Annotated in this window: 19 protein-coding genes; 5 read left to right on the top strand and 14 right to left on the bottom strand. The window is 63.1% G+C overall.

Annotation, left to right across the window (positions count from 1 at the left end; all coding sequences use genetic code 11):
- Window positions 1-32: 32 nt before the first annotated feature.
- The 14 genes from C9I57_RS20360 to C9I57_RS20295 all read right to left on the bottom strand — a co-directional run bounded on the left by C9I57_RS20360 (window position 33) and on the right by C9I57_RS20295 (window position 13,873).
- The gene (locus C9I57_RS20360) at window positions 33-1,166 is read right to left on the bottom strand and encodes an acyl-CoA dehydrogenase family protein (RefSeq protein ID WP_107152441.1); all 1,134 of its coding nucleotides are present in this window, start codon (window positions 1,164-1,166) and stop codon (window positions 33-35) included.
- 9 nt (window positions 1,167-1,175) lie between these two features.
- Window positions 1,176-2,384: an acyl-CoA dehydrogenase family protein gene (locus C9I57_RS20355; protein WP_107152440.1), complete on the bottom strand. Its 1,209-nt coding sequence runs from the start codon at window positions 2,382-2,384 to the stop codon at window positions 1,176-1,178.
- A gap of 22 nt (window positions 2,385-2,406) precedes the next feature.
- Complete coding sequence (locus C9I57_RS20350) at window positions 2,407-3,276, bottom strand: MaoC/PaaZ C-terminal domain-containing protein (protein WP_107152439.1); 870 nt, start codon at window positions 3,274-3,276, stop codon at window positions 2,407-2,409.
- A gap of 92 nt (window positions 3,277-3,368) precedes the next feature.
- Window positions 3,369-4,175, bottom strand: a complete 807-nt coding sequence (locus C9I57_RS20345) for an enoyl-CoA hydratase (protein ID WP_107152438.1) — start codon at window positions 4,173-4,175, stop codon at window positions 3,369-3,371.
- 16 nt (window positions 4,176-4,191) lie between these two features.
- Window positions 4,192-5,358: an acyl-CoA dehydrogenase family protein gene (locus tag C9I57_RS20340; RefSeq protein WP_107152437.1), complete on the bottom strand. Its 1,167-nt coding sequence runs from the start codon at window positions 5,356-5,358 to the stop codon at window positions 4,192-4,194.
- A 36-nt stretch (window positions 5,359-5,394) separates the two neighbouring features.
- Window positions 5,395-6,549: an acyl-CoA dehydrogenase family protein gene (locus C9I57_RS20335; RefSeq protein WP_107152436.1), complete on the bottom strand. Its 1,155-nt coding sequence runs from the start codon at window positions 6,547-6,549 to the stop codon at window positions 5,395-5,397.
- Between the two features lie 30 nt (window positions 6,550-6,579).
- Window positions 6,580-7,779, bottom strand: a complete 1,200-nt coding sequence (locus tag C9I57_RS20330) for an acyl-CoA dehydrogenase family protein (protein ID WP_107152435.1) — start codon at window positions 7,777-7,779, stop codon at window positions 6,580-6,582.
- A gap of 43 nt (window positions 7,780-7,822) precedes the next feature.
- Complete coding sequence (locus C9I57_RS20325; RefSeq protein ID WP_107152434.1) at window positions 7,823-8,965, bottom strand: CaiB/BaiF CoA transferase family protein; 1,143 nt, start codon at window positions 8,963-8,965, stop codon at window positions 7,823-7,825.
- Window positions 8,966-8,968: 3 nt separating this feature from the next.
- Window positions 8,969-9,823 (bottom strand): SDR family oxidoreductase, encoded by an 855-nt coding sequence (locus C9I57_RS20320; RefSeq protein WP_107152433.1) that lies wholly within the window; start codon window positions 9,821-9,823, stop codon window positions 8,969-8,971.
- Window positions 9,824-9,867: 44 nt separating this feature from the next.
- Window positions 9,868-10,683, bottom strand: a complete 816-nt coding sequence (locus C9I57_RS20315) for an enoyl-CoA hydratase/isomerase family protein (RefSeq protein WP_107152432.1) — start codon at window positions 10,681-10,683, stop codon at window positions 9,868-9,870.
- A gap of 18 nt (window positions 10,684-10,701) precedes the next feature.
- Complete coding sequence (locus C9I57_RS20310; protein WP_107152431.1) at window positions 10,702-11,508, bottom strand: enoyl-CoA hydratase/isomerase family protein; 807 nt, start codon at window positions 11,506-11,508, stop codon at window positions 10,702-10,704.
- A gap of 11 nt (window positions 11,509-11,519) precedes the next feature.
- On the bottom strand, window positions 11,520-12,296 hold the full coding sequence (locus C9I57_RS20305; protein ID WP_107152430.1) for an enoyl-CoA hydratase/isomerase family protein: 777 nt from the start codon (window positions 12,294-12,296) through the stop codon (window positions 11,520-11,522).
- Entirely contained in the window at window positions 12,296-13,447 is a 1,152-nt protein-coding gene (locus C9I57_RS20300) for a thiolase (protein WP_107152429.1), read from the bottom strand. Before C9I57_RS20300 ends, C9I57_RS20305 begins: the two co-directional genes overlap by 1 nt.
- 60 nt (window positions 13,448-13,507) lie before the next feature.
- Window positions 13,508-13,873 (bottom strand): Zn-ribbon domain-containing OB-fold protein, encoded by a 366-nt coding sequence (locus C9I57_RS20295; protein WP_107152594.1) that lies wholly within the window; start codon window positions 13,871-13,873, stop codon window positions 13,508-13,510.
- A gap of 381 nt (window positions 13,874-14,254) precedes the next feature.
- Here C9I57_RS20295 and C9I57_RS20290 point away from each other — a divergent pair, with 381 nt between their 5' ends.
- Genes C9I57_RS20290 through C9I57_RS20270 form a run of 5 tightly spaced genes read left to right on the top strand, consistent with a single transcriptional unit; the run spans window position 14,255 to window position 18,820 of the window.
- Window positions 14,255-15,418, top strand: a complete 1,164-nt coding sequence (locus C9I57_RS20290; RefSeq protein ID WP_107152428.1) for an acyl-CoA dehydrogenase family protein — start codon at window positions 14,255-14,257, stop codon at window positions 15,416-15,418.
- A 47-nt stretch (window positions 15,419-15,465) separates the two neighbouring features.
- Window positions 15,466-15,942 (top strand): MaoC family dehydratase, encoded by a 477-nt coding sequence (locus C9I57_RS20285; protein ID WP_102606992.1) that lies wholly within the window; start codon window positions 15,466-15,468, stop codon window positions 15,940-15,942.
- 2 nt (window positions 15,943-15,944) lie between these two features.
- Window positions 15,945-17,198 (top strand): CaiB/BaiF CoA transferase family protein, encoded by a 1,254-nt coding sequence (locus tag C9I57_RS20280; protein WP_107152427.1) that lies wholly within the window; start codon window positions 15,945-15,947, stop codon window positions 17,196-17,198.
- Between the two features lie 38 nt (window positions 17,199-17,236).
- The gene (locus C9I57_RS20275) at window positions 17,237-18,001 is read left to right on the top strand and encodes a glucose 1-dehydrogenase (protein WP_107152426.1); all 765 of its coding nucleotides are present in this window, start codon (window positions 17,237-17,239) and stop codon (window positions 17,999-18,001) included.
- Window positions 18,002-18,043: 42 nt separating this feature from the next.
- Window positions 18,044-18,820 (top strand): enoyl-CoA hydratase-related protein, encoded by a 777-nt coding sequence (locus tag C9I57_RS20270; protein WP_107152425.1) that lies wholly within the window; start codon window positions 18,044-18,046, stop codon window positions 18,818-18,820.
- Window positions 18,821-18,850: the final 30 nt, after the last annotated feature.

The following is an 18,850-nucleotide window of genomic DNA, read 5'->3' as shown; positions in this document are numbered from 1 at the left end:
TTTGGATCGATCAGACCATTCGTGAACCGCGCTTAGAGGAAGGCGCCGTATAACTCGACGTGATGTTCCGTGTTACCCCACGTCATGTCGATGCAGGTGAGACGCTTCACGTACCAGCCGACCGCGAGTTCGTCTGTCATGCCCATCCCCCCATGAAGCTGGACTGCCTGCTGTGCAACGTATCGGGCGCTCTTGCCGATCAGCGCCTTTGCAGCGGTCACCGCACGGTGCGCCGCCTGCTCATCGTCATCGCCTAGCTTCGCTGCCGCAAAATAGACGATCGATTTGGCCTGCTCGACTGCGCTCAGCATGTCCGCGGCACGATGCTGCAACGCCTGGAATTTGCCGATCGGCGAACCGAACTGCTTGCGCGTGCGCAGATAGTCGAACGTGAGATCGGTCAGCCGCGACATCGCCCCCACCGCTTCTGCGCAGAGCGCGAAAATGCCCTGATCGACGGTCCATTCGAGCAAGGGGTAGCCGTGATCGACGGCGCCGATTACCGCCTGTGCGTCGACGCGTACACCGTCGAAACCGATCTCGGCCACACGCTGCCCGTCGAGCGCCGGAAAACCCTTTACGCTCACACCGGGCGTGCGCGCATCGACCGCGAAGAGCGTGATGCCATGCTTGTCCGTCTGCTCGCCCGAGGTGCGCGCGGATACCAGCAAGATGTCTGCGCTGTCGCCGTGCAGCACGACGCCCTTTCGCCCAGTCAGGGCGAACCCGCCACTCGTTGGCTGGGCCGTGGTCGCGACGCTCCACAAATCGAAACGCGCGCCAGGCTCGAGCGTCGCCAACGCCGTCTTCAGGCTGCCGTCCGCGAGCCCCTCGAGCATCTGCGCTTTGCGCGCCTCGTGCCCGGCACGCCCGATCAGCTTCGCCCCGATCACCGCCGACGACAGAAACGGTTCCAGCACCAGTCCGCGCCCAAACGCTTCCGCCACGAGCATCGTCTCGACCGGCCCGGCCCCGAGGCCGCCGTGCTCCGGCGGTATGTTCAGCGCCAGTACGCCCATCTCGGCCAGCGTGGACCAGTGCGCGTCCGACCAGCCCCGCGGAGTAGCCGCCAGACGGCGCCTCGCCTCGAAGTCGTACTCCTTCTCGACGAAACGGCCGACCACATCGGCCAGCATCTGTTCTTCTTCAACCAGCGTGAAGTCCATGGCGTGCCCTCAGATGCCCAGCGCCTGCTTGGCGATGATGTTTTTCTGCACTTCCGTCGAACCGCCGTAGATCGAGATCTTGCGCCAGTCCAGATAGTGCGCGGCGAGCGAGTTGAGCAGTTCGCCGTTGGCCGTCTCGCCCTGCCAGTCCGCCTCCAGCGCTTCGCTGACGAAAGGCACCGCGTAAGGGCCCGCGCACTCCATGATCAGCTCGGTCAGTTGCTGCTGAATCTCTGAGCCGCGAATCTTCAGCACGGACGCTTCCGGTCCGATGGAGCGCCCTGCCGTCTCGGCCGAGACGACACGCAAGAGCGACCATTCATGTGCAATGAGGTCGATTTCCACGCTGGCGATCCGGTCGCGAAAGCGGATGTCCTCGATCAGCGGCTTGCCATGCTTGCGTTCGACGCTCGCAATTTCCTTGAGACGGCGCATGAAGCGCTTGCAGTTACCAAGGCCGGCAATATTGGTCCGCTCATGACCAAGCAGATACTTCGCGATCGACCAGCCGCGATGCTCTTCGCCGACCAAATTGCTCACCGGAACCACCACGTTGTCAAAGAACACTTCATTGACGTCGTGGCCGCCATCCAGCGTGCGGATGGGCCTCACGGTGATGCCAGGCGTCGCCATGTCGATGAGGAGGAACGAGATGCCTTCCTGCGGGCGTCCGCTGGCATCCGTGCGCACGAGGCAGAAGATCCAGTTCGCCCATTGCGCAAACGACGTCCAGATCTTCTGGCCGTTGACGAGGTAGCAGGCCTGACCGTCCCGCTCGATGCGTTCCGCACGGGTCTTGAGCGACGCCAGATCCGAACCCGCCCCTGGCTCGGAATAGCCCTGGCACCACCAGTCTTCCATCGAGATGATGCGCGGCAGAAAGCGCTCGCGCTGCGCGTCGGTACCGAACTTCTGGATGACCGGTCCAACCATCGAAAGCCCGAACGGCATCTGGCGCGGCGCGCCAGCGGTAAAGCATTCCTCGTCGAAGATGTTGCGCTCCGCGGCGTTCCAGGCGGCGCCGCCATATTCCGCGGGCCATGCCGGCGCACCCCATCCTCGCGCAGTGAGAATACGTTGCCAGCGAACGTAATCTTCTCGCGGCACGTGGCGGAAATTCAGCACGCGGTCGCGGATATCGTTGGGCAAATGCGTCGCCACGAATTCGCGCACCGTCGCGCGGAATTCCTTTTCGGCGGGGCTCTCTGTCAGATCCATCGTCAGACTCCAGTCGCTGCTTTCAGGCGATTTCCACGATTCCGTTATTGAGCACCACGGCATCGCGGGCGTCGACGCGCGCGCGCAGGTGCAAACGCGTGTCGCTCTCGCGCCAGAACTGGAAGCGCACTTCCTCGCCCGGGTAGACCGGCGACGTCAGACGCAGCGCCAGTCGCTTCAGCCGCGTCGCATCATTGGCCGCGAACGTGCGGATCGCGGCGTAACCCGCCATGCCGTAGGTCGCGAGGCCGTGAAGAATGGGGCGGCTAAATCCGGCCTTCGACGCCACCTCAGGATCGGCGTGCAGCGGGTTCGCGTCGCCCGAGAGACGATAGATCAATGCGGCATGAGCGCCGGTCGAGAAGACGTAGTCCGCGTCCGGAGCGCGCTCCGGCACGGCCGGCAGCGGTTCGGGCGGCGGATCGCTCACCCCGGACTCAACGCTGAAGCCACCGTCGCCACGTAGGAAGGACACCTGCCGGACCTCGGCGAGCCGATCGCCATTCGAGGCATCGATGATGTCCCGCAACAACTCGACGATTGCGCCTTTGCCTGCGCCCTTGTCCGTGATCCGGCTCACGCGCGTCTTGCTGACGATGGTCGCGGCGACAGGCATGGGGCGCAGAAAGCGCACGTCCTGCTCGCCGTGCACGAGCTTCACGTAGTCGATGCCCGTGCGGGGATCGCGCATCCACGACTTCGGCCACGCGAACGCCGCAGCGCAGGTCGGCATCGCCTGCAGGTCTTTTTCATAGACGTAGCGCAGTTGCGCGGCGTCGAGCGGATCCGAGCCCAGGCCGAGGCCGAGCGAATACAACATCACGTCGCGCTCGGTGTAGGTCTGCGTGACGTCTTCGATTGGCCAGTTCTTGACGACTTCGTAGTTCAACATGAGGGTGTGTCCTCTCAGTGCTCAAAAGGAAACGCCGGGCCGGCCGAAGTTTCCCAACCCGGGGCCTGCAGTGAAGCTCCAGGTCTGGGCGGTCAATAGTCCGTGAAGTTGGGTTTGCGCTTCTCCAGGAAGCTCGCCATGCCTTCCTTGTAGTCGTCGCACTGGTTTGCGATCGGCATGTCCAACCCGGCGTACATCACCGCCTCGTGCGGCGTCTGGAACGGCACTTCCCAGACCTGCTCCTTCATGATGCGCATCGAGCGCGGCGAGCAGTACTCGGCCATTTCGCGCGCATATTCGTAGGTCTCCTCGGCCAGCCTCTCTGCCGGAATCGCACGATTCACGAGGCCCATGCGCTCCGCTTCGCGGCCCTTGATCTTGCGTCCGGAGAGCAGCAGGTCGAGCGCATGCGCCTGGCCCACGTGACGCGCGAGGATCCACGCCATGCCGTATTCGGCAGTCAGACCGCGGCGCGCAAACGCCGTTGTAATGGTGGCGTCCTCGGAGGCAAAGCGGATGTCGCAAAAGAGCGCGTGAATCAGGCCGATGCCGACGGTCGCGCCGTTGAGCATCGCAATCACGGGCTTCGGAATCGACGGATAGTAGGAGCAGCGCGTTTGCCAGTCCGCGCGCTTGCGCATATCGAAAGGACGCGGGAGCTTCGTCATGAGCGCGGCAGGATCGCCGCCGAAGCTGTGAATATCGCCGCCCGCGCAAAACGCCTTGCCCGCGCCGGTAAAAACGATGACGCGCACGCCACGGTCCGCGCCTGCTGCCTGCATCGCCTCGTACACCTCCGTCGCCACCTGGTCGTTCCAGGTGTTCATGTGTTCGGGGCGGTTCAGGGTGATGGTCGCGATACGGTCCTTGACGTCGTACAGAATGGTCTCGAAGCGCATGAGATCCCCTCGATGCTTAGAATGAACGCGGCAGGTCGAGCACGTGCTCGGCCACGTAGGACAGGATCAGATTCGTCGAGATAGGCGCGACCTGATAGAGGCGCGTTTCGCGGAACTTGCGCTCGACATCGTACTCGCACGCGAAACCGAAGCCGCCATGCGTCTGCAGACACGCGTTCGCCGCCTTCCATGAAGCCGTGGCCGCGAGATGCTTGGCCATGTTCGCTTCGGCGCCGCAGGGCTGATGATTGTCGAACAGCTCGCAGGCCTTGTAGCGCATGAGGTCCGCCGCGCGCACGTCGATGTACGCTTCGGCAATCGGAAACTGGATGCCCTGATTCATGCCGATGGGCCGGTCGAATACCACTCGCTCGTTCGCGTACTTCGACGCGCGATCGACGAACCAGTAGCCGTCGCCGATGCACTCCGCCGCAATCAGCGCGCGCTCGGCGTTGAGGCCATCGAGGATGTACTTGAAACCCTTGCCTTCCTCGCCGATCAGATTCTCTTCGGGAATCTCCAGGTTGTCGAAGAACAGCTCGTTGGTCTCGTGGTTGACCATATTGGGAATGGGCCGCACGGTCAGGCCGTTGCCAATAGCCTGATGCAGATCCACGAGAAAGCACGACAGCCCCTCCGACTTCTTCTTCACGTCCGACAAAGGCGTGGTGCGCGCCAGCAGAATCATCATGTCCGAGTGCTGCACGCGGGAAATCCATACCTTCTGGCCGTTCACCACATAGCGGCCGTCCTTCTTCACGGCCGTGGTTTTCAGCTTGGTGGTGTCCGTGCCCGTCGTCGGTTCGGTCACGGCCATCGACTGCAAGCGCAATTCGCCGCTCGCGATCTTCGGCAGGTATTTGCGCTTTTGCGCCTCCGAGCCGTTGCGCAACAGCGTGTTCATGTTGTACATCTGGCCGTGGCAAAACCCGGAGTTTCCGCCGTTGCGGTTGATCTCCTCCATGATCACGGACGCCTCGGTCAGCCCGAGACCCGAACCGCCGTATTCCTGCGGAATCAATGCCGCCATCCAGCCGGCCTTCGTCAATGCATCGACAAATGCCTCCGGATAGACACGCTCGTGATCGATACGGCGCCAGTACTCGTCGGGATATTCCTTCGACAGATCGCGCAAGGCGTCGCGCAGTTCCCGATACGGGTCAAGGGTGGAATTTCGGCTCATGAATGGTTTCCGTTTGCTTGGCTGAACGCGCGCGGCTCAGGCTGCTGAATCGATCAGCCCGCCTGCATCGGCGAGCTGGGCCAGATGATGCTCGGTCGAACCGAACTGGATATCGATCGCGCTCAGGCGCCGAAGGTAATGACCGACCTTGCATTCCTCGGTCATGCCGATGCCGCCGTGCAGTTGCACGCCCTGCTGGCCGATGAAGCGGCCCGAGCGTCCGATCTGGACTTTGGCCGCGGAGATGCTGCGATCACGCTCTTCGGTGTCCGGCTCTTCGCTCATCATGGTCGCGAAAAGCGCCATGCTGCGCGCCTGTTCGAGCATGACCAGCATGTCGACCGCGCGATGCTGCAGTGTCTGGAACGAGCCGATGGGCACGCCGAACTGCTTTCGGACCTTAAGGTACTCCACGGTTTCCTCGTGGGCGGCGGCCATCGCTCCTACGGCTTCCGCGCTCACGGCCGCGATCGCCTGCGCCACCACCGTTTCGATCAGCGGCAACGCGCTGCCCGCAACGCCGAGAACGTCGCTCTGCGCGACGCGGACAGCGGACAACTCGATGTCCGCCGCTCGCAGACGATCTTGCGTCGGATAGGCATGTCGCGTCACGCCGGCCGCATTCGCTTCGACCAAAAAGAGCCCAATCCCATCACGCTCGCGTCTTCCGCCCGACACTCGCGCGGACAGGACGAGCTTATCCGCACTGCCGCCGTGAAGCACCACGCGCTTTGCCCCGTCGAGGACCCATCCGTCTCCTTCGCGTCGCGCGGTTGTCGCAACATCTGCAAGGTCGTAGCGCGACTGCGCCTCACCATGCGCGAACGCCATCAGCAGCTCGCCTTGCGCAATTCGCGGCAAAATCGCGGCGCGCTGCGCCTCGTTTCCGCCAAGCCGCACGAGGCCACCGCCCAGCACGACCGTCGACAGATAGGGTTCGACTACGAGCCCGCGCCCCAGCGCCTCCATGACGATCATCGTTTCGACGGAGGCGCAGCCGCTGCCCCCGTACTGCTCGTCGAACGTCAGGCCCAGAAGCCCCATTTCGGCGTAGCGCGTCCATTGCGCGCGGCTGAAGCCGTCCGGCTCCGCGAGGTATTTCGCACGCTGCTCGAAGCCGTACTCGTCTTTCACGAGCCGCTCGACGCTGTCCTTGAGCATGCGTTGCTCATCGGTGAAATCGAAGTCCATAACCCATACTTCTCCGCAGTTCGACGTCGCTCAGAGCCCCAGTACCGACTTGGCGAGAATGTTCTTCTGAATTTCGTTGGAGCCGCCGACGATCGATACGTGGCGCGCGAAATAGTGGTTCGGCGCAATCGTCAGTGCCCAGTCAGGTTCGCGGACCGCATCGCCGAGACCCCGCAAGAAGTCGATATCGAGCGGCAGCGCATCGGGGCCCGCCACCTCGAGCAGCAGCTCAGCCGAGCGTTGTTGGAGCTCCGAGCCCTTGATCTTCAGGATCGAAGTCTTTGGGTCCGGCACGTGGCTGTCTTGCGCACTCGTCTCGGCGATCACGCGCATCTGCGTCATCTCCAGCGCCTTCAATTCAACCTCGACATCGGCAACGCGTTCGCGAAAGCGCGGATCGTCCCACAGCACGCCGTCACCGCAGGGAACGCGCTTGGCGAGATCTTTCGCATGGCGAACACGCATCTTCGACACACCCACACGAGCGATGCCGCTGCGCTCGTTGCCGAGCAGATACTTGGCGTAGTCCCAGCCCTTGTTCTCTTCACCGATGCGGTTGGCAACCGGCACCCGCACGTTGTCGAAAAACACCTCGTTGGTCTCATGGTGGCCGTCGATCGTGATAATGGGCCGCACCGTCAGGCCCGGCGTTTTCATATCGATGAGCAAGTACGTGATGCCCTGTTGCTTTTTGCCGCTCGAGTCCGTTCGCACCAGGCAGAACATCCAGTCGGCGTGATGCGCCGTCGACGTCCAGAGCTTCTGCCCGTTGATGACATAGTGATCGTCGTCGCGCGCGGCCTGCGTTCGCAGCGCGGCCAGATCGGAACCGGCACCCGGTTCGGAGAAGCCCTGGCAGAACCAGTACTCCAGGCTGGCGATGCGGGGAAGGAAATGACGCTTCTGCTCTTCGCTGCCGAACGCGATCAGCACCGGACCGATCATGTTGACGTTGAACGACAGTGTCTCCGGCGCGGGGGCCATATGCAGCTCTTCCTTGAAGATGTATTGCTGCACGGCGCTCCAGCCGGTACCGCCCCACGCCTTGTCCCACGCTGGCGTAGCCCAGCCGCGCTCGTAGAGGATGCGTTGCCAGCGGCGCAGATCGGCCGCCGAATAGCGCTGCCCCATCACGGCCTTGCGTCGAATGTCGGCGGGCAGCGCCTCCTTGAAAAAGGCTCTCACCTCATTGCGGAATGCCAGTTCTTCGTCGGTATATCGCAGGTCCATGAGTGTCTCGTTCCTCTTTTATGGGTCGACTGCCGCGTGCGGCTCAGGCCAGCGTTCCCGCTTCTTTCAGCTCGCCGATGCGCTCCGGCGCGAGCCATGCGGCGAGCGCGGCATCGATCGTCGCCGCGTCCGGCGCTTCGGGCGCGGTCGGCTTCTCGGGTACCGTGACCGAGAAACGTGGCGCCGGAGCGGGCTGAACGATGCCGTCGATGTCGATAAACGTCCCGCGCGCTTTGAGGTGCGGGTGCTCGGGTGCCTCGCTCCACGACAGCACGGGCGCGAAGCACGCGTCCGTGTGCTCGAGCAGCGTTGTCCATTGCTCGCGTGTGCGGCTTTTGAACTTCAGCGCGAACAACGCGCGAGCCGCAGGCCAGTTGCGCTCGTCGAGCTGCGCGCCGAGCGTTTGTGGATCGATGTCGAGCAGGCGGAGCAGTTCGAGGTAGAACTTCTCTTCGATTGGGCCCACCGAAATCCAGTTGCCGTCCGCGCATTCATAGACGTCGTAGAAGTGCGAGCCGGAGTCCGTGATATTCGTCCCGCGTCCGTCGCGCCAGATGCCGGCCGCCTGCATCCCAAAGAAGGTCGTGGCAAGGTTGGCCGTGCCGTCGACGATGGCGGCGTCCACGACCTGGCCTTTGCCACCGTTGCGCGCATGCAGGATGGCGGAAAGCAGCCCCATTACGAGGTACAGCGAACCGCCCGCATAGTCGCCGATCAGATTCAGCGGTATCGACGCAGGCTGATCGCGGCGGCCGATTGCATTGAGCACGCCGGTGATCGCGATGTAATTCAGGTCGTGTCCTGCGTAATCGGAAAGCGGACCGTCCTGCCCCCACCCCGTGATACGTCCGTAGACGAGCTGCGGATTGCGCTCGAGGGCAGCCTGCGGGCCGATACCAAGGCGCTCGGTTACGCCAGGGCGGAAACCCTCGATCAAGGCGTCGGCGCGCTCTACGAGCGACAGCATGAGCTCGACCGCCTTCGCGTCTTTCAGATCCAGTGCGATCGTCTTTCGGTTGCGCAGCAACAGGTTGTAGCGCAACGGCCGCTCGATGCCGAGCTTGACCGGCTGGCGCCGCTCGATGCGCAGCACCGTCGCGCCCAAATCGGCGAGCAACATCGCCGCCATCGGTCCTGGTCCGATACCGGCCAGCTCGATGATTCGGATTCCTTCAAGCGGTCCCATCGGTCAACCCTTGCGAGCATGGGCGCGCATGGCATCCCATTGTTCGTCGGTCCAGTCCTGCATGGCGCGGAATGTCGGGCCGCCAACGCCCTGCATCCAGCGGCCGCCGTCGATCACGATCATGTCGCCAGTGATATAGCCCGAACCCTCCGATGCCAGGTACGCATAGAGGTCGGCAAGTTCGCTGTGATCGCCGAAGCGCCGCAGCGGCACCGATCGTTCCTGCGGTTCGACCTGCGAGCCGGGCGGATACAGTTGCTCCCAGGCTCCCGGCGTCGGAAAGAGGCCAGGGGCCACCGCGTTCAGCCGAATGCCCTTCGGCCCCCACTCGACGGCGAGGCTGCGCGTCATTGCGAGCACACCGGCCTTGGCCGCCGCGGAGGGCACCGTAAAAGCCGAGCCGGTCATCGTGGGCGTCGACACGGTGCTGATCACGTTGCCCTTGTGGCCCGCGTCGATCCAGCGCCTGCCCGCGGCGATCGTGCAATAAAAGCTGCCATGCAGCACGATGTCGAGGACCGCATCCACAGCACGCGACGAGAGGCTTTCCGTGCGCGCGATGAAGTTCGCCGCCGCGTTGTTCAGCAACACGTCGAGCGGGCCGTCCTGCCAGATGATGTCCATCATCGACTCGACCGACTCCGCGCTGCGCACGTCTGCCGATACGGTCGTGATGCGCGCGCCAGGCATTGATGCGCGGAATTCATCGGCCGTCGCATCGAGCACCTCCTTGCGGCGACCGCAGATGACGAGATCGGCGCCCAGTTCGACATAGCGCCGGCCGATGCTCTTGCCGAGACCGGTGCCGCCGCCGGTGATCAGAATTCTTTTGTGCTTCAGCAGGTCAGGCGTAAACATAGGCGTTGAATGTCCAGTAGAAACAGCAACGGAGAACGGCAGCTTCAAGCGCCGGTAAATACCGGCTTGCGCTTTTCCATGAAGGCGTTCACGGCTTCCGTGTGATCGTTGGTCTGACGCGTCAGCGGATTGAGGTCGGTCTCGAGGCGGCACGCGTCTTCGATCGAATTGCCCGCGTTGACGAGACTCGCCTTCAGGAGCGCCAGCGTCACGGGTGGATAGCTCGCAAAGCGAGACGCGGCCGCGATCGCCGCATCGAGCGCGCTCCCGCTCGCGGCAACCTCGCTGACCAGGCCGATACGGCGCGCCTCGGCTGCCTCGATCACGTCGCCTTTCAGCATCAGTTCCCGTGCCTTCCCCCCGCCGACCTTCTGCGGCAACGTCCAGAGAATCCCCGTATCGGGCAGCAATCCGACCTTGCCGAACGCGCACGAATATTTCGCCGTCTCGGCACTGACCACGAGATCGCAAGCCGCGGCGAGCGAGAGGCCTGCGCCATAACACGCTCCCTCTACCGCTGCGACGACCGGCTTCGTGCCCGTGTAAATCAGCTTGAAAAGACGTACGCCCACCGCGATGCGTTCGCGCAGCGCCAGCAGTGATGGCGTGGCCTCCTGCATTTCCGACAAGTCGCCGCCCGCGCAAAAATGACCGCCGGCGCCCGTCAGCACGATTGCCCGGGTGTCCGGGTCGTCATGCATGAGCCGCTGGAACACCTCGGTCAACGCGAGACGCATCTTCATCGAGAATGCATTGCGTCGCTCGAGATAGTTCATCGTGACAACGGTCACCTCGCCTTCGCGACGCACGTGAACGATTGGGTCGCTGCCCGCTGCCATTTGCTCTTGTTCGATACTCATCGCATCACTCCCCCGCCGTCACTCGCCAGTGAAAACCGGCGCGGTGTGTTCAAAAAACGCCTTGCAGGCAGCCTGATGATCCTTCGACCGTCGCAGGATGGGCTGATAGTCGATCTCGGCTCGCAGCGCGCCATCCATCGTCGTCGCGGCATTCGTGAGCGCTTCCTTGAGAAGTGCCACGCCGAGCGGCGGCAGATCGGCCAGGCCACGCGCAACATCGATTGCTTTTGCGCGTGCGGCGCCGGGCTCGACCACTTCGTTCGCGAGGCGAATGGCGCCAGCCTTGTTACCGTCGATCTCCGTGGCGAGCGACAGCATCTCCCTGGCACGGGCCATCCCGATGCGCTTGGGAAGCGTCCATAAAATGCCGGTATCCGGAATCAGACCGACGCGCAGAAAAGCCGCGCAGAAACGCGCATTCGATGCCGCAACGACATAGTCGGTCGCGACCGCGAGCGAGAGTCCTGCGCCGAAGGCGACGCCTTCGACGGCTGCCACAACGGGCTTGGGGCCGGCCAGCATTTCGCGCACCACGACGCACGATTCGGCCAGGATCTCGCGGCTTTGTAAAATCGTGCGCTTCGTCATTTCAGAGATGTCGGCGCCCGCGCAAAAGTGTTCACCCGCGCCGGCCAGGACGATCGCACGCGACTCGGCGTCATTGACCATGAGGCGATGCATCGCGTCGCGCAGCATCTGGCGCATCTGCCGGCCCATGGCGTTGCGACGCCGAGGATTATTCAAGGTCACGATCGCGACGTGCCCCTCGCGCGTCACCTCGATCAGCGGCGCGACGTCGGTGCCTGCCGTTTGCTTTTCGCTCATGATGGCTTCCTTCAGTCGGCCACGAAGACAGGCTTGCGCTTTTCCATGAAGGCGCTCACGGCTTCCTGATGTTCGCGGCTGCGGCGCAGGATGGGCTGCAGATTGACTTCGGTTTCGATCGCGTCTTCAAGCGTGCGAATGCCCGTGGCGAGCGCGCTCTTCAGGTGCGCCGTGGCCACCGAGGGTAGTTCCGCGTACCGTTGAGCCACTTCCATGGCGGCATTCAGCGCCTCGCCGGGCTCGACAACCTGATTGGCAAAGCCGGTCTCGCCCGCTTCGATGCCGTCGAACTCTCGCGCGCTCAGCATCAGCTCGCGCGCGAGGCCGCCGCCTACACGTTGCGAGAGCGACCAGAAGAGCCCCGTGTCGGGCAGCAGTCCCACCTTGACGAACGCACTCGCATATCGCGCGGCCGAAGACGTGACGACGTAGTCGCACGCGGCAGCCAGTGAAAGACCCGCGCCAAACGCAAACCCTTCCACTGCGCCGACAACGGCTTTCGGACCTTCGATCATCAGCTTGAAAATATCGAGCGGCAATTGATTGCGCTGACGATATTCCAGTACCTTGCGCGTCTGCATCTCGGAAATGTCGCCGCCCGCGCAAAACGTATTACCCGCGCCGGTCAGGACAATCGCGCGGCAACTGTCCTCGCGATGCATCAGGCGATCAAGTTCCGCGTACAACGCCTCGCGCATTTTCAGCGAGAACGCATTACGCCGTTGAACATAATTCAATGTGACGACCGCGATTGCGCCGTCTTGCCGGACCTCTACGATGTCTGCCATCAGAGCGTTTCCTGCGTTCCGAGAATGACGGTGGCCTGGCTCGACAGCACGCCACCGTTGCCGTGCGCGATCGCGAGCTTCGCGCCGGCAATCTGGCGGTCGCCCGCGCGGCCCGTCAATTGCCGCATCGATTCTTCGATCAGAAACAGTCCATACATGCCGGGATGAACGCAGGACAAACCGCCGCCGTTGGTATTCACGGCGAGACGACCACCCGGCGCAATGGCGCCGTCCGACACGAAGCGGCCGCCTTCCCCTTTCGGGCAGAAGCCGAGATCCTCGAGGAAAAGAACGGTGTTGATCGTGAATGCGTCGTAGAGCATGGCGACGTCGATATCGCTTGCCTTGACGCCCGCCATTTCATACGCGCGCCGGCCTGATTCGGCCGCGGCGGTCACAGTCAGATCCGGCATGCTCGCGATTTCGCGGTGCGAAGTGGCCGAAGCCGCGCCGAGCAGATACACCGGCTTGTCGGTCAAATCGCGCGCCCGGTCGGCCCGCACCATGACGACGGCCGCCGCGCCGTCGGTCACGAGGCAGCAGTCGCGCACCGAGAGCGGGTCCGATACCAGACGCGCGCCCAGCACATCGTCGATCGACAGCGGCGCGCGCACGTACGCCTCCGGATTCAACTGCGCCCACTTGCGCGCGGCCAACGCGACCTCGGCGAGATGCTCGCGCTGGGTGCCGTATTGGTGCATATGACGCGCTGCCGCAAGCGCATAGGACGATACGGGGTTCATCGGCTTGTACGGGCTCTCCCAGGGCGAAGGCCGCGACGACTGCACGAGCTTGCCGGCCGCGCTGCGCTGGTTGCTCCCGTAGGCGATCAACGCAACGTCGATCTGTCCCGTCAGCAACGCCATGGCCGCCGTGTGGGCGTAGATCTCGAACGCCGAGCCGCCGCTGCGGTTGTTGTCGGTGAACTTCGGGTTAATCCCGAGGTATTCGGCAAACGTAAGCCCGGAGAGCATATCGTCCGGCGTGCAGACAAAGAGTCCGTCCACGTCGCCGGGCGTGAGGCCCACCTTGGCCAGTGCGTCGACGGACGCGCGCGCCGCAAGGTCCATCGACGACAGGCCGGGTGCTTCCCCAATCCCATATGTGGCGCCTGCCACCAGTGCGGTACGCCCGCGCAAGTTAAAGTCCATTCGATCTACCTTTTATCGGTGCGACCGGGTCTTGACGGTCGGTTGCGGGGTTAGCGGGCATCAGGCCGGCTCGAATACAAGCAATGCCGCGTCCCCCCGGTACACCACCTTCGCCTGCACCGGCATGCCGATGCGTACGGCCTCCGGCTCGATGCCCTCCACGCAGCTGAGCATGCGCACACCCTCTTCCAGATCGATCACTGCAACGTTGTAACTCGGCGTGGGCGCTTTCTGGCGCACGACCGTGGTGGAATAAACCGTCCCCTTGCCGGAAGCCTCGACCCACTCCAGGTCGCGCGCCCCGGTAACGGGCTCGGCCACGCGCGGGTAGAAGACGTAGCGGCCGCTGCCGCGGCTGCGCTGGATCATCAAGCGGCCCTCGGCCAGAAACTTCTGATAGTCGACTTCAGGACAAAGAGAGTCCATTCCCCGCTCCTCCAAATCGTTTTGCCACAGGCTCACGCCGAACATAGCCGCTATATCGGGTGAACGTAAAGCGTATACACGAACGACGTTCCAAATACTAAACGCACTGGAAGCGCCCTGTCAACGGCGGGAAAGCGCTGTCATGCCCCGCCGCGCAAGGCTGACACTACCTCGCGGGAAATGCCGAACCTACCCCGGACAAACCCGTGGCGGCTTGTTTCCGGGCTTGACGTCTCCCGGACGATTCGTTTACGTTATCGAACATTGTTCATGTTTTCGAAGACTGATGCCGAGCGATGTTCAGGAGTGGCCAGCGGGGGAAGGTTTCCCCACTCCGGACGCGAATCCCGGCCTGGAACACCGCTAGCAAGAGAGCCCGAAGTGACATACGAACTAACAGACGACCAGGTTCAGATTCGCGATCTCATCCGGCGCGTCGCGAGGGAGCGCGTGGCGCCGCGGGCCGACGAGATCGACCGCACGGCCGAGTATCCGCATGACATGTACGCACTACTTAAGGAACTGGGTCTCTTCACGCTGCCGTTTCCCGACGCGTACGGCGGCGCTGGGAGCGTCATGTCGGCCTGTATCGCTGTCGAGGAGTTCGGACGCGTTTGCTACAACACCGGCTATCTTCTAGTCGTGCAGTGGACGCCGTTCGGCGCCATTCTCGAAGGCGGCACGGAAGCACAGAAGGCGCGCCTGCTACCGGGCCTGGCCTCGGGCGAGCTGCGCGGCGCGCTTTCGATCACCGAAGCACAAAGCGGCTCGGACGTTTCCGGCATCCGCACCACAGCGCGGCGCACAGAGGGCGGCTATGTGCTGAATGGATCGAAGATCTGGTGCACGAATTCGCATATCGCCGACTTCATCCTCGTCGCGGCGAGGACGCTCGATGAGCAAGGCCAGCCGCTGGGGATCAACCTCTTCATCGTCGAGCGGAGCACGCCCGGCCTCACGATCGGCAATGAGGAAGACAAGATGGGTGCCCGCGGCGTAGCGTCGTGCCCGCTCTACTTCGACGACGCCTTCATCCGTTCCGAAGACCGTCTCGGCCCGGAAGGCGGGCAAGGATTCAAGGTGGCCATGGAGGCGCTCAACACGAGCCGCCCCATTGTGGCCGCGCGCGCGGTCGGCATCGCGCAGGGCGCGATCGATCACACCGTCAAATTCATTCAGGACCGCGTGGCGTTCGGTCAGACCATCAGCAACTTCCAGGGCGTGCGCTGGATGATCGCCGACATGGTGACGCAAACCGAAGCCGCGCGCCAGCTGGTCTACCGCACCGCGTCGCTCGTCGACGCCGGGGTGCGTGGCCGGGAACTGGCCCCGATGGCCGCGATGGCGAAGATGTTCGCTTCAGACGTCGCCATGAAAGTCGCGACCGACGCCGTGCAGCTCTTCGGCGCGGCGGGCATCTCGAACGAATATCCGATCAACCGCTATTTCCGTGACGCAAAGGTGGTGCAAATCATCGAAGGCACCAACCAGATCCAGCGAAACATCATCGCGGACAACGTGCTTGGCCGCGTCAACAAGAACTGACAAGACAGTTCGGCACATCGGCAAGCGACAATAAAGAGGACAGGCAAATGGAAGAAATCGAAACGGTTGGCTTGGGGATTCACTGGGAGGACCTGCCCATTGGACGCAAGTTCAAGACCGTGGGCCGCACGGTCACCGAGACGGATGTCGTCAACTTCGTTTCCGTGACCGGCATGCTGGAGGTGCTGTTCACTAACACTGAATTTCTCCGGGAGCAATCGGCCATCAAGGGGCGCGTCGCGCCGGGCGCGCTGGTGTTTACGCTCATGGAAGGGCTGCTCACGCAGGCCACCATGCAGGGCGTCGGCTTTGCGTTCCTGAACATGGAACTCGACATCAAAGGTCCGACCTATGTCGGCGACACGATTCATGTGGAATGCGAAGTGACCGAATGCCGGCCAAGCAAGGGACGACCCGGGCTTGGACTCGTGCGCACGCGCAATCGTGTGATCAAGCAGGACGGCACGGAAGTGATGGTCTATACGCCGCTCAGACTCGTGAAGGGCAAGGAATACAAGGCCTGAGCATGCAGAATCCCCAACAACCGCTGCAACGGGCGACCGGACCGTTGGCCGGCGTCCGCGTGATCGATCTGACCATCAATGTGCTCGGCCCCGTCGCGACGCAGCTTTTGGGCGACATGGGTGCGGATGTCATCAAGGTCGAACCGCCCGAAGGCGACCAGAACCGCAAGAACGGTCCCGGCCGTAACCCGGACATGGCCGTCTTCTATACGATCATGAACCGCAACAAGCGGAGCGTGATCCTGAACCTCAAGCAGGCCGAATGCCGCGAGGCGTTGCTCAAGCTCGTCGAGACGGCCGATGTCATCGTGCACAGCATGCGCCCGAGCGCGGCCGAGCGGCTCGGTATCGACTATGACAGCGTGAAAGCGCGCAACCCCCGCATCGTGTACGCATCGGGCGCGGGCTATCGCATCGATGGTCCCTACAAGGACCGCCCCGCTTTCGACGACGTGATCCAGGGCGAAAGCGGCATCGCCGCGATGAACCGCGATGCGGACGGATCGCCACGCTACTTCCCGACGGTAATCGTCGACAAGTTCTGCGGCTATGTGCTGGCGTCGTCGATCGGCATGGCGCTTTATCACCGCGAGCGCACTGGATTGGGTCAGCTCGTTCACGTGCCGATGTTCGAGACGATGCTGCAGTTCAATCTGTTCGAGCATCTGTGGGAAGGCGCGCTCGGGTCGAACGATGGGACCGGTCTCGGCTATCCGCGCATGTTCTCGCCGCATCGCCGGCCCTATGCGACCAAGAACGGTCACATCTGCCTGCTCGCGGTGAACAACGAACAATGGCGCCGCGTGCTGCGCGCGATCGATGCGGCTCACCTTCTCGACGATCCGCGTTTCTGCCACATGGCGGAACGCATGCGCAACATCAACGAGCTTTACCGCATCGTCGGCGACGCCATCCTCACCAAGACCACCGAGGAATGGAACGCCATTTTCGCCTCGGCCGACGTGCCTCATGGTCCCGTGCGCGACCTGAAAGACCTGATGCTGGACGCGTACCTGAAGGAGACCGGCTTCTTCCAGCGATTCGAGCACCCGACGGAAGGCGAGATGGTGATGACCTCGATTCCGGTTCACTTTTCCGAGTCTCCGGGCAATGTGCGCTATCTGCCGCCGAATCTCGGCGAGCACAGCGTCGAGGTTCTGATCGAAGCGGGCTACGGCGCGGAAGAGGCGCGCGCGCTCGTTGCGCGGGCCACAGGGAAAGGCGAGGCGGTTTCGGAAGCGCTCAGCAAGGACTAATCGGCGCGCGAGCGCCTGGCACATCACGGAGGGAATCAATGAAGGGGCTCAAGGATAAGGTCGTCGTCGTCACAGGCGCCGCCGGCGGGATCGGAACGGCAATCAGCAAGCGGTTCGGCGAAGAAGGGTCCACCGTCGCCCTGTTCGACCTCAACCAAGAAGGCGCCGAACGTGTCGCGGCCGAAATCGAGGCGGCAGGCGGAAATGCGCGCGCGTATCGCGTCGACATCACGGATCACGAAGGCGTCCATGCTGCCGTCGCCAAGGTCGAGGAAGAGCTCGGACCGATCGAAGTGCTCGTGAACAACGCCGGCTGGGACATGGGCGCCTTCTTTCTGCAGACCGAAAAGCCGTTCTGGGACAAGGTCGTCGCCATCAATCTGTATGGACCGCTCAACATGCACCACGCCGTGCTGAAGCGCATGGCCGAACGCGGCCGGGGCCGCGTCGTCAACATTTCCTCGGACGCGGGACGCGTAGGTTCATCGATGGAAGCGGTGTACTCGTTCTGCAAAGGCGGCTTGATCGCATTCACGAAGACGATGGCGCGCGAAATGGCGCGCCAGCAGATCCCCGTCAATGTCATATGCCCCGGCCCCACCGCGACGCCGCTTCTCGACAACCTCGCGCAAGGCGAAAAAGGCGAGCGCATCAAGGCCGCCCTCGTCAAGGCCGTGCCATTCGGGCGGATGGGCGAGCCTGGGGACATCTGCGGCATGGTCGCCTTCCTCGCAAGCGACGATGCAGCCTTCATCAGCGGCCAGGTCATCAGCGTGTCCGGCGGCCTGACCATGGCCGGCTAAACGGCCAGCCAGCGACATCCAACAATCACATCGGAATACGACATGGAATTCAAGGACATTGTTTATCAGGAGGCCGATGGGATCGCCACGATCACCATCAATCGCCCGAAGGTCTACAACGCATTCGACGCCAACACCTGTGAAGAGCTCATCAAGGCTTTCGGGCTTGCGGGGTGGAACAAAGATATCGGCGTCGTGGTGCTCACGGGCGCCGGCGACAAGGCGTTCTGCACGGGCGGCGACCAGTCCGGCGACGGCTACAACGGGCGCGGCACCGTCGGCCTGCCGATCGAGGAACTGCAAAGCATCATTCGCGACATTCCGAAGCCCGTGATCGCGCGCGTGAACGGCTATGCGATCGGCGGCGGAAACGTGCTCGTGACGATCTGCGATCTCGCCATCGCGTCCGAGACAGCGATCTTCGGCCAGGTCGGCCCGAAGGTGGGCTCGGTCGATCCCGGCTTCGGCACGGCGTACCTCGCGCGCATCATCGGCGAGAAGCGCGCGCGCGAAATCTGGTACCTGTGCCGCAAATACAGCGCGAAACAGGCGCTCGACTGGGGTCTCATCAATGCGGTCGTGCCGCCCGAGCAACTCGATGCGGAAACGAAGAAGTGGTGCGATGAAATTCTGCAGATGAGCCCGACCGCCATCGCACTCGCGAAGCGCTCGTTCAATATCGACACGGAGAACATCCGCGGCATCGGCGCGTTTGCGATGCAGGCGCTCGCGCTTTACTATGAGACGGATGAATCGAAGGAAGGCGGCAACGCATTCCGTGAGAAGCGCAAGCCGGAGTTTCGCAAGTATGTGAAGTAAGCAGGTGCGCGCGCTTTCGGGGCAATCTGC

It is taken from the genome of Trinickia symbiotica (assembly GCF_003028655.1).
Taxonomy (GTDB): domain Bacteria; phylum Pseudomonadota; class Gammaproteobacteria; order Burkholderiales; family Burkholderiaceae; genus Trinickia; species Trinickia symbiotica_A.
The sequence above is the reverse complement of the archived record's forward strand: the minus strand, read 5'-3'. Positions and strand labels throughout refer to the sequence as shown.

What these genes read in the sequence shown, in the direction of transcription:
- C9I57_RS20360 (WP_107152441.1), bottom strand. Translation starts at nt 1,166, where the DNA reads ATGGACTTCACGCTGGTTGAAGAAGAACAGATGCTGGCCGATGTGGTC.
- C9I57_RS20355 (WP_107152440.1), bottom strand. Translation starts at nt 2,384, where the DNA reads ATGGATCTGACAGAGAGCCCCGCCGAAAAGGAATTCCGCGCGACGGTG.
- C9I57_RS20350 (WP_107152439.1), bottom strand. Translation starts at nt 3,276, where the DNA reads ATGTTGAACTACGAAGTCGTCAAGAACTGGCCAATCGAAGACGTCACG.
- C9I57_RS20345 (WP_107152438.1), bottom strand. Translation starts at nt 4,175, where the DNA reads ATGCGCTTCGAGACCATTCTGTACGACGTCAAGGACCGTATCGCGACC.
- C9I57_RS20340 (WP_107152437.1), bottom strand. Translation starts at nt 5,358, where the DNA reads ATGAGCCGAAATTCCACCCTTGACCCGTATCGGGAACTGCGCGACGCC.
- C9I57_RS20335 (WP_107152436.1), bottom strand. Translation starts at nt 6,549, where the DNA reads ATGGACTTCGATTTCACCGATGAGCAACGCATGCTCAAGGACAGCGTC.
- C9I57_RS20330 (WP_107152435.1), bottom strand. Translation starts at nt 7,779, where the DNA reads ATGGACCTGCGATATACCGACGAAGAACTGGCATTCCGCAATGAGGTG.
- C9I57_RS20325 (WP_107152434.1), bottom strand. Translation starts at nt 8,965, where the DNA reads ATGGGACCGCTTGAAGGAATCCGAATCATCGAGCTGGCCGGTATCGGA.
- C9I57_RS20320 (WP_107152433.1), bottom strand. Translation starts at nt 9,823, where the DNA reads ATGTTTACGCCTGACCTGCTGAAGCACAAAAGAATTCTGATCACCGGC.
- C9I57_RS20315 (WP_107152432.1), bottom strand. Translation starts at nt 10,683, where the DNA reads ATGAGTATCGAACAAGAGCAAATGGCAGCGGGCAGCGACCCAATCGTT.
- C9I57_RS20310 (WP_107152431.1), bottom strand. Translation starts at nt 11,508, where the DNA reads ATGAGCGAAAAGCAAACGGCAGGCACCGACGTCGCGCCGCTGATCGAG.
- C9I57_RS20305 (WP_107152430.1), bottom strand. Translation starts at nt 12,296, where the DNA reads ATGGCAGACATCGTAGAGGTCCGGCAAGACGGCGCAATCGCGGTCGTC.
- C9I57_RS20300 (WP_107152429.1), bottom strand. Translation starts at nt 13,447, where the DNA reads ATGGACTTTAACTTGCGCGGGCGTACCGCACTGGTGGCAGGCGCCACA.
- C9I57_RS20295 (WP_107152594.1), bottom strand. Translation starts at nt 13,873, where the DNA reads ATGGACTCTCTTTGTCCTGAAGTCGACTATCAGAAGTTTCTGGCCGAG.
- C9I57_RS20285 (WP_102606992.1), top strand. Translation starts at nt 15,466, where the DNA reads ATGGAAGAAATCGAAACGGTTGGCTTGGGGATTCACTGGGAGGACCTG.
- C9I57_RS20280 (WP_107152427.1), top strand. Translation starts at nt 15,945, where the DNA reads ATGCAGAATCCCCAACAACCGCTGCAACGGGCGACCGGACCGTTGGCC.
- C9I57_RS20275 (WP_107152426.1), top strand. Translation starts at nt 17,237, where the DNA reads ATGAAGGGGCTCAAGGATAAGGTCGTCGTCGTCACAGGCGCCGCCGGC.
- C9I57_RS20270 (WP_107152425.1), top strand. Translation starts at nt 18,044, where the DNA reads ATGGAATTCAAGGACATTGTTTATCAGGAGGCCGATGGGATCGCCACG.